Origin of the sequence: Pseudoalteromonas sp. PS5 (assembly GCF_004103255.1) — a bacterium.
Taxonomy (GTDB): Bacteria; Pseudomonadota; Gammaproteobacteria; order Enterobacterales; family Alteromonadaceae; genus Pseudoalteromonas; species Pseudoalteromonas peptidolytica.
In genome coordinates this window covers 17,867-27,343 of the sequence record NZ_RCSQ01000012.1, presented here as the reverse complement: position 1 = coordinate 27,343, position 9,477 = coordinate 17,867, and the positions used below count along the sequence as shown (strand labels likewise).

The 9,477-nt window shown below is 39.5% G+C and carries 5 protein-coding genes; 1 reads left to right on the top strand and 4 read right to left on the bottom strand.

The annotated features are described in order from the left end of the window. The first annotated feature begins 147 nt into the window (after positions 1-147). Positions 148-2,331 (top strand): OsmC domain/YcaO domain-containing protein, encoded by a 2,184-nt coding sequence (locus tag D9603_RS01820; protein ID WP_128729833.1) that lies wholly within the window; start codon positions 148-150, stop codon positions 2,329-2,331. 153 nt (positions 2,332-2,484) lie between these two features. On the opposite strand, the gene D9603_RS01815 is transcribed toward D9603_RS01820, so the two are convergent. The 4 genes from D9603_RS01815 to D9603_RS01800 form a co-directional block, all read right to left on the bottom strand. Beyond that, on the bottom strand, positions 2,485-4,074 hold the full coding sequence (locus D9603_RS01815; RefSeq protein WP_128729832.1) for a hypothetical protein: 1,590 nt from the start codon (positions 4,072-4,074) through the stop codon (positions 2,485-2,487). A 2-nt stretch (positions 4,075-4,076) separates the two neighbouring features. Further along, positions 4,077-5,015, bottom strand: a complete 939-nt coding sequence (locus tag D9603_RS01810; RefSeq protein ID WP_128729831.1) for a hypothetical protein — start codon at positions 5,013-5,015, stop codon at positions 4,077-4,079. A 181-nt stretch (positions 5,016-5,196) separates the two neighbouring features. After that, positions 5,197-5,445: a hypothetical protein gene (locus D9603_RS01805; RefSeq protein WP_125252815.1), complete on the bottom strand. Its 249-nt coding sequence runs from the start codon at positions 5,443-5,445 to the stop codon at positions 5,197-5,199. 10 nt (positions 5,446-5,455) lie between these two features. Then, the gene (locus D9603_RS01800; protein WP_128729830.1) at positions 5,456-9,292 is read right to left on the bottom strand and encodes a TOMM system kinase/cyclase fusion protein; all 3,837 of its coding nucleotides are present in this window, start codon (positions 9,290-9,292) and stop codon (positions 5,456-5,458) included. Between the last annotated feature and the right edge of the window lie 185 nt (positions 9,293-9,477).

Sequence of the window (9,477 nt, the reverse complement as noted above, 5' to 3'; positions counted from 1 at the left end):
TCTTATCCCGAGCTGGGGTTAGTTAACTACCTTTGTCCATCGTTTTTTATTGCCATGAGATGATCTCTAAATGTAACTTCCATTGGCGTGGCCTTGCATCCTCAAGTACAATGAGCGTTTTCGATTGCAACACACCGGAACCTTCCAATGGAAATCAAAGTAAATTACCTCGATAATCTCAGAATTGATGCCAAGTTTGACGACTTTTCTGTCATTGCAGATCAGCCCATTCGTTATAAAGGCGATGGTTCAGCACCAAGCCCATTCGACTATTTTTTAGCGTCTTCAGCGCTTTGTGCAGCTTACTTTGTGAAGGTGTATTGTAATGCTCGCGATATTTCGACAGATGGTATTCGCGTAGCGCAAAATAACATTGTTGATCCAGAAAACCGCTATAACCAAATTTTTAAAATTCAGGTTGAGTTACCGGAGAGCATTTCTGAAAAAGACCGCCAAGGTATTTTGCGCTCAATCGACCGCTGTACCGTGAAAAAAGTGATTCAAACTGGGCCGGAATTTCAAGTAGAAGCAGTTGAGAGCCTAGAGGATGACGCCCAAGCAATGCTGATGGTTGATACCAGTGAAAGCGATAGTACTTTTATTTTGGGTAAAGATCTGCCGCTTGAACAAACAATTGCAAACATGACCAAGATCCTGTCTGACTTGGGTATGAAGATTGAGGTTGCATCATGGCGTAATATCGTGCCACACGTCTGGTCACTGCATATTCGTGATGCTGCTTCGCCAATGTGTTTCACTAATGGTAAAGGGGCAACCAAAGAGAGTGCACTTTGCTCAGCACTTGGCGAGTTTATTGAACGTTTAAACTGCAACTTCTTTTATAACGACCAATTCTTTGGTGAAGAAATTGCCAATGCTGAGTTTGTGCATTATCCGAACGAGAAATGGTTTACACCAGGTGCTGATGATGCGCTGCCTAACGAAATCTTAGATGATTACACCCGCGAAATTTACGACCCAGAAGGTGAATTACGTGGCTCACACCTTATTGATACAAACTCAGGTAATGTAGCGCGCGGCATTTGTTCTATTCCTTATACCCGCCATTCAGATGGTGAAACGGTATATTTCCCATCAAACCTAATAGAGAACTTATTCCTAAGTAATGGGATGAGTGCTGGTAATAATCTGTTTGAAGCCAAAGTGCAGTGTTTATCTGAGATCTTTGAACGTGCGGTGAAAAAGCAAATCATCGAACAAGAAATTGTGTTGCCTAATGTACCAGAGTCTGTACTTGCTAAATATCCAGGTATTGTTGAAGGGATCAAAGGACTTGAGGATCAAGGGTTCCCAGTTGTGGTTAAAGATGCGTCTCTTGGCGGTCAATTCCCTGTAATGTGTGTCACGCTAATGAATCCAAAAACAGGCGGTGTGTTTGCTTCTTTTGGGGCGCATCCAAGTTTTGAAGTAGCGCTTGAGCGAAGCTTAACCGAGCTGTTGCAAGGGCGTAGCTTTGAAGGCTTAAACGATGTACCAAAACCTACGTTTAACAGCATGGCAGTATCTGAGCCGGAGAACTTTGTTGAGCACTTTATCGATTCAACGGGCGTGATCTCATGGCGCTTCTTTAGTGCAAAGCACGACTACGACTTTGTTGAGTGGGATTTTACAGGCACTAATGAAGAAGAATGCGATAAGTTATTTGGCATTCTAGAGGCGTTAGGTAAAGAAGCTTATATTGCGGAGTTCACAGATTTAGGCGTTGCTTGCCGTATTTTAGTTCCGGGATTCTCTGAAGTATATCCAGCCGAAGATCTGATCTGGGATAATACCAATAAAGCACTGCAATATCGCGAAGATATTCTTAACATTCATTCACTAGATGACGAAGCATTAGCTGACTTGGTTGAGCGCTTAGAAGACAGCCAGCTTGATAATTATATCGACATTATCACCCTTATCGGCGTTGAGTTTGACGAAAATACGGTGTGGGGTCAGCTTACTATTCTAGAGCTTAAGATCATGATTTATCTCGCGCTTGGTGATATCGAAGCGGCTATTGAACTGGTGGAAACCTTCTTGCAGTTTAACGACAACACCGTTGAGCGAGGCTTATTCTACCAAGCAATGCACGCCACACTCGAAATTGCATTGGATGACGAGTTAGAAATAGAGGATTACATTCACAACTTTACTCGTATGTTTGGTAAAGAGGTGATGGATGCAGTTATTGGCTCAATTAATGGCGATGTGAAATTCTATGGCTTAACGCCAACTAATATGAAGTTAGAAGGGTTAGATAAGCACCTGCGTCTTATTGAGAGTTACAAGAAGCTTCATACAGCAAGAGGAAAGTTAGCACAGCGCTAATCTTTACTTTTTGAAGTAAAAGCAAGATAGCATGACTGCTATCTTGCTTTATAGTTTGACGGACTGTTGAGCATTATGCGGTTGAAGCCACAAGTGCTCATTGCAGCTCACAGAAATACACATCAGCTTAGGCAGCTAGCCCCAAACCGAAGGTTAATTAGATTGCTCCTCTTTGATACAGTTTTGCTCCTTAAACTGTGCCTTTGCATCATGATATATAAAAGAGAAGTCTGCTGTACGTGGTGTAAATATCGGTTTGCCAGTATTCTTATCACAGTCGGTTGCGATCCCGCCTGCTGCATGACAATTCATACAAGAGGAGCTTTTATAATAAAGCGCTTCTTGTTTACCTAATGGCTGATTTCCTAGTTGTAAAAATGTCTCAATCACCTCATTAGTTAGATAAACAGGGTGGGGCAATCCACCTGAATAATTGGTGAGCTTGGTTTCAATTGTATCACTTGGTTGGCCATTAATATCAGTCATTGGCTTACTGCTGTTATTAGTTGAATACTGCGTACCAATTAGTTTGTAATATTGCAAAACAGCGTTTTCTTGTTTGAATAGCTTAGAAATATGCTGATTCACTTTTTCAACAACTGGTGATATTTGTTCCAATCGAACCACTTGAGTAGGCTTAGTGCCTCCTATTGGGTGATTGATTGCGCATGTTGGACATTGCTTATCGAAAAAGGTTGGAGAGTTGCCCCAAACATTATCCTGATGTGAAAAGGTTGCGTAAATCCAATTACTAGACGTGCCGGTTTTCTGCATTATGTGAAATCCAACTACGCCAACTTCTTGTTCTTCGACTTTAAATGAGCCTGTTTCACCACTTTGTATTTGGTGGTAGCGTTTTACGGGCAGTGTTGCGCGAATGTACTTACTCGGATCATCAGACTCATCGAGTATTTTCCACGCTACCTTTATCTCGATAGCAAGGCCTGGCGGCTTAGGGTCAAAATTGGTCAGGTCTTGTGGCAAGTTACAAGTGGGTAATGAGGAACCACTGGAACACGCTAAAAAGCCAATCGTATTCATGTTGATGCACATGCTACTCGCGCTCTGGCTTTTGCATGCCCAACTATAAGTTGGGTTATTCGCGAATTCGATTTGGCCATCTATGCTATATAGTTTATTTTTGGTAATAAAATTGAATACATAGGGACTAACAAACTTCTGATAATATACAGGGTTGTTTTTTTGGTCAGTTAAAATTGCCTGTTTTTTCGGTGTATTTTTGGGCGCAACTTGCTCCACTGCAGATAAAGGCTGCATCATGGCGAAGTTTTTGGATATTTCCCAGTTTTTTGGAGGCGCTGCATCTGCTGTGAAAATAGTCTCGGTTTCACGCCAATTTATCCAAAGTGGAAGCGGGCAATTGGCGCCTGAATCGGCTTCACACACTTTTAGATTATTTTGCGTGAGCTTATAGTTTTCGTCCAATTGCCTATTTAGCGCAGTAAAGCTCAGCCATGAAAATAGCGCGTATCGGTGATCCAAATAATCAAGCTTCTGCGATTCATTAGGCTTTACAGGTTTTAACTCTTCACACGACTTCACTAATTTATTGTATGCGTCAAGCGGGTAGGGTTTTAGCTGAGTCAAGTCGTTTGGAAAAGGAAATGGCTCTGTTAATGTGCATTCATCTTTGACTAGCCAATCTGGAAAAATGCTGTATTCAGTAGCAAAAGTACCAGTACTTACGAATAGTAAAGAGAGTTTCGCTATTACACTTTTCATGATTATTTCCTTTTTTTATAAGGTGAAGAATATAAATATGACTTGATATTAAATTCTGATGCTGATGTAAGGGTTATTTTTATATAGTAACCAGTTTGTACTTTCAGGTTGAGCCAAGGAGTTAAATTAGTGCTTAATTCTTTTTCTGTTATTTTTCTTAGCGAGCTCAAAAAGCTATCTTGTAGATAATTTTCGTCAAGTCTTGTTATCCAAGGCAATTCAATTTCAATCTTTTCTGACAACTCCGTTGAATAGGAAAGCCCAACTTGTATTTCATCTGATACTTGAACAATAGTATTTAATAACTGTTTCAGCAGATATAAGTTTCCTTTCCAGTCTAGATCTTTGAGTAGACTAGGAAGTCTTAAGGTTTCTAATTTAAAAACGAGTTTAGCTCTAAATTCCTTTCTACCAAATGTAAAACTGAAGTGGTTTATCCTAGTGCATTCTAAACTAGGAAGTAACTCTTTTGTTTTGTTTAAAAACTCAGGAGCTAAAAATTCAGATGCGTTAATTATAAATGAGCTTAATAGGCTAAAGTCAGAAAACTGACAATGTTGTGTACTTACACAAAATGTTGGAGCTGTGCTATATCGACCCTCTTCATAATCAAAGCTAAACCATATTAAATTTACTAGTTTATAAGCAGGGGAGTGCTTCCTATTCGTTATAAACTCATTTATTCTAAGGGCGTATTTATTTGGAGTTTTTTGATTTATATAGGATGAAACGCTGTCTAAATTATGAGGAGAGCAGTAATAACATACTAAAAAGTCAACAGGATCTTCAAACTGATCAATTCTCTTTTCGAAACATATAGCGTGTATATTTTCAGGGATTTCACTGACAATTGTCTGAAGCTCTTCTAATACGGTATTATTGAGATGTTGAACCTCACTATCAAGTGCAATGCTGTAAAGCTCACTTTTACTATATTTCATGATGAATGCGGGTGAAATGCCAATTTAACTTAATTTTGGTTTGTTTTTTGTGCATGATGTCAACAGTATTAGAGATTGATTATGTACAAAATAAATAACTCAACTTTTATTACTGACAGGGACTCACTACAAAAAATACACGCTTGATTAAGATAAAAAAATCACCCGCTGCTCCTATGTATTACCAAATTGTTTTGATAGTGTGTTGAATTTCAGGTCTTAGTTCTGCTGATAGTTGATCCCACAGATCATCTGTTAATCCAGTTTCTAAAGAAATTTCAGTAATAATGCGTTTTTGATCTGCTGTTAAATCAAACTCTGCCATCACTTCGGCTAAGTTGTCGGTCGCTCGTTGCTTCAAAGCTTCATCGTTAGTTACATTATAGATGTAAGAGATTAAACCAGTTGGTAGTGTTGTATTATCACTCATTTTTCATTTCCTAATTTTCATAGTTTTGGAGATATAAGGTTTTAGTACTAGCCTTATCATTTAAGTATTCGTTATAAGCGTCATCTTTCATTGTGTTTTTATTAAATAGTAATACTTTGTATAAAAAGTAATAATAAAAAGTGCGATGTGAACGATATCCAGCAAAGCTTGATATTTTTTCTTCGAATTCTTGTAAGCTATCTATATTATCTAAATTAGCCAAGTAGTTGAGCATGTTATTATAACCCAACCAGCCAACATTATTAGAATTTTTTGCAAGGCTTACCCCTGTTGATGAGTAATTTTTTGCTTCATCTTGATATTTTTTAAAATTAGCTGAATCTTTTTGTATTGAAGCATGTATTAGTTTAAACCACGCCCATATCCCATTTGTTGCTGAGCTAATGTCATTTATATTAATATTTTTGGAAAGCTCAGCTAAATCGTTCATGGCGCTTTGTGCCAAATCAACCTTACCAGTGAGCAACTGTGATAGCGCTTTAAAAGCAATACAAGTGAGTTCAGAACAAAAGCCGTAATTATCAGTTATGGCTTGAGAGCTATTATCGAAGAAGCCCTCTTTTGGTAACGTATCGACAAGCGCAATTACTTTGTCAAACTCTCCTAGCGAAAAGTAGGATTGCGATAAAAGCTCGAAGATCACTGGGTGTTGGTGAGGTGGATATTCGTTTTTGTTTTCGTGCAGCTGTAATCCAATATTATGAGCTTTTAATATATCACCGGTAGCGTAGGCGTGTAGCCATTCACCTCTCATCGTAATGAAGCGCTCTTTAGGGTCTAAAATTGTGGCGAGTTCACTGATATTTTGAAGCACGTGCTTTTTAGCCAACGTGTCTAGCCAACCATTGTATGCAACCCGTGATGAAGCAAGCGCATTTTTAATTTTATGGAGTAAAGGCTGGTTATCAATTAACCCATTTTGAAAGAAGTTTAATGCTTCTGCATAGTAAATACTGGCCTCTGCGACAGAGTAGATGGCAGCAGCACTTTTTGCTGATGTTAGTAATAATTCAACAGCCGCATTATGATCTCCCACTTTTGCTAAATGATGGGTTGTAAGTAGGGGCTGCTTTTGGCTCATTCCTGTATTGTTGAGTACTTCAATTATACTCATGTGATGTGCATATGATTCATGCTTACCCATACTTTCATAGGCAGCATCCCTTACCAAAGCATGTTTAAAAATGTAGCTATCGTTATCAACACGACGTTGATGCACGATAAGATCGTTAGCCATTAACTCATTTAAGTCGTTTTGAATTTGGCTTTCACTTAAGGATGATGTAGCAATAAGTAAATTGTATTCAAACTCTCGGCCGATGGTTGCCGCCAGTTGCGCTGTCTCTTTGGCATGATGAAGGTTGTCGAGCTTTTGTTGCAGTGACTCTCTTAGGCTAGTTGGAACTTGCTCCAATTTATCAGGGGCCAAAAAGTCGATGACTCCGCCTTTATCTCCAACCAGTGCTTTTTGCTTTAGCATGTTGACCAGCTCTTCAATAAAAAGTGGGATCCCATCTGTACGGCTAGTGAGTACAGTAAGCACTTGTTCAGAGACTTGGCGACCGTCAAATAGATTAATGATAAAGTCCTCGGTCGCTTTGGCCGTTAGCTTTTTCAAACAAACATCGACTAAGGTTAAATCTTTTAACTGGCTAGGTACATCTTGGCGCGATGTACTCAGTAGTACATTGCCAGACGTTAATGCGCCCGCAAAATGATGTAAAAACTCTAAGGTTGTATTATCTGCCCAATGAATATCTTCAATAATATAGAGCTTAAACTTACTTATCCCATGGCGGTTTGACAGCAATAATGCACATAACCCTTTAAATAACACTTGTTTTTGCTCATCAGGTGCGAGAGTTGAAGGCGCTATATCATCACCAAGAGAAATATTGAGCCAAACAAGCAGTACAGGAATGGCCTGAGTCAAATCAAGCTCACTGTCAATGCTTGATAACACGTAGCTAAATACGGTATTTGCTGAATGGGCATCAAGCTGATCTGTATTAAATAGATACCTAACTAAGTTAAGTATTGGGTATAAGGCATTGTTTTGATGCTCAGGCAAACATTGAGCAACCAAGTGTTGGTATTGTGGAGCATTAGCACGGATCTCTTGTAATAAACGAGATTTACCTATACCAGCTTCGCCATGAATATGCGCAATACGTGTTTCGCCCTCAACTTCTGTATTAATGAGTGACAGTGTTTGCTCAAGCTCAGCATGGCGACCAACTAGCTCATGGTTATTTTTAGTACCGCGCATAAAGCCAAACGCTTCGACGCGACGTTCACCCTGTAAATTGTATACTGGAGTTAGCTCGAACAATGGGCCAATTTGTAACTGGCCGTACAGGTTAAACTCTGAAAAAGCATCTAGGAGTGAGCGCGATTCTGCACTACATAAAATTTGTCGCTCGCCAGCTTCGCGAGAGAGTGCTGCGGCAATATTTGCATGATGGCCTTCAGGAACAGCGTTGGCATAAGTAATAAATACTCCGCTATGAATACCAATATGGGCATTGAGTGAGACTCTGTGCGCTTCTTGCATCAATGCATTTCGTTTGGCAAGTTCGCTTATCATTTCTAGCGCTGTGCGCGCAGACAAGCGTGCATCATTATCACTGCTTACGGGGTAACCAAAATAAAAAAGACAAGTATCGGCTAAGTTCCCAACATGGTAGGCACCGTAGCGGGTGGCAATATCGATAAAGTGATTACGTTGAGACTTATAAACTGTGTCAATCACATCATAGTCTTTATCATGGTTGTCGAGCGCTTTAACACTTAAGCGTACCGCTAAAACCGTAAGCTGTTTACGCTCAGTAAGTGCCGTATACTCTTGAATTGCGCGATGATCTGGATCGTCATCGCGGATCATTATTGTTGTTTCATCGTAACCGTGTTGTGCCTTTACGTCGCTAAGCACACCGACTAGATTGGAAACGTTCATTCGAGCGAGCTCTGAAAACGCCTCGGTTGCTGTTATGACACGTTCTAGTGCACTTTTATGCAGTACTCTTCTTAACAAACCTGCCAGAGGATGACCGAGCAGGGCGCTTGGGATAGGAATATGTACGTCACTGAGTTGTTTATGGTAAATTGACGCAACACTGGTGCCGGTTACTGCTGGCACACCGGTCAAACATTCCAAAAAAACCAACCCCCACACATACAGATCTGACTTTGCTGATGCAGGCTCTCCCCTTAATTGCTCGGGCGCGCTATATGATGGTGTACCGAGAGTTTCTTGGGTGAGGGTAATCGTCTCAAAATCATGCTGGCGACTTTCTTGCGCTAGGGTACCAATACCAAAATCGAGTATTTTGGCATAGGTTTTTGCCCCTGATTGGCTCAACATAATATTTGTGGGCTTTATATCCCTGTGAATAATACCTTGTTGATGAGCATGGATAAGGGCATCCAAAACCTGCAACATAATATCAGTGGTATAGACAGAATCAATAGCGCCATTTTGACTTAAATAGTCTCTTAATGTTTGCCCTTCAACATACTCAAAGACACCAAACATTAAATTTTCATTTAATTGTCCTTTATCTAATAATCGAACAATATTTGGATGATTAAGCTGACTACAAAGCAGAGTTTCACGATTAAATCGCTCGGCATATCGTTGTTTTTTTGTTACATCAAGTTGTGGCTCTAATGCCAAAAACTTAAGTGCCACGAACTGCCCTGTATTTAATTGACGAGCTTTAAAAACTTTGCCAAAACCACCTTCCCCAATCTTTTCAAGTAGTTGATACTTGTCAGACTGAAAGACATCGACAATATGGCTGTCCGAAAACTGAGTCAGAGACATACGATTACTAATTCTTATTCTATGTTAACGTAATAGGTTAATTGGAATGTAAATACTTGTCTAGTATGAGATTATCTATTATTTAAAAAAATTAAACAGGCTGATGTGATGGGTTATAAACTAGTTACTTCAAGTCCAAATACTGTAATCTTTTATTTATGAACTCTTTTTTATTAAATCTTGTC

Coding starts and splice junctions, on each gene's coding strand:
- D9603_RS01820 (WP_128729833.1), top strand. CDS start 148: ATGGAAATCAAAGTAAATTACCTCGATAATCTCAGAATTGATGCCAAG.
- D9603_RS01815 (WP_128729832.1), bottom strand. CDS start 4,074: ATGAAAAGTGTAATAGCGAAACTCTCTTTACTATTCGTAAGTACTGGT.
- D9603_RS01810 (WP_128729831.1), bottom strand. CDS start 5,015: ATGAAATATAGTAAAAGTGAGCTTTACAGCATTGCACTTGATAGTGAG.
- D9603_RS01805 (WP_125252815.1), bottom strand. CDS start 5,445: ATGAGTGATAATACAACACTACCAACTGGTTTAATCTCTTACATCTAT.
- D9603_RS01800 (WP_128729830.1), bottom strand. CDS start 9,292: ATGTCTCTGACTCAGTTTTCGGACAGCCATATTGTCGATGTCTTTCAG.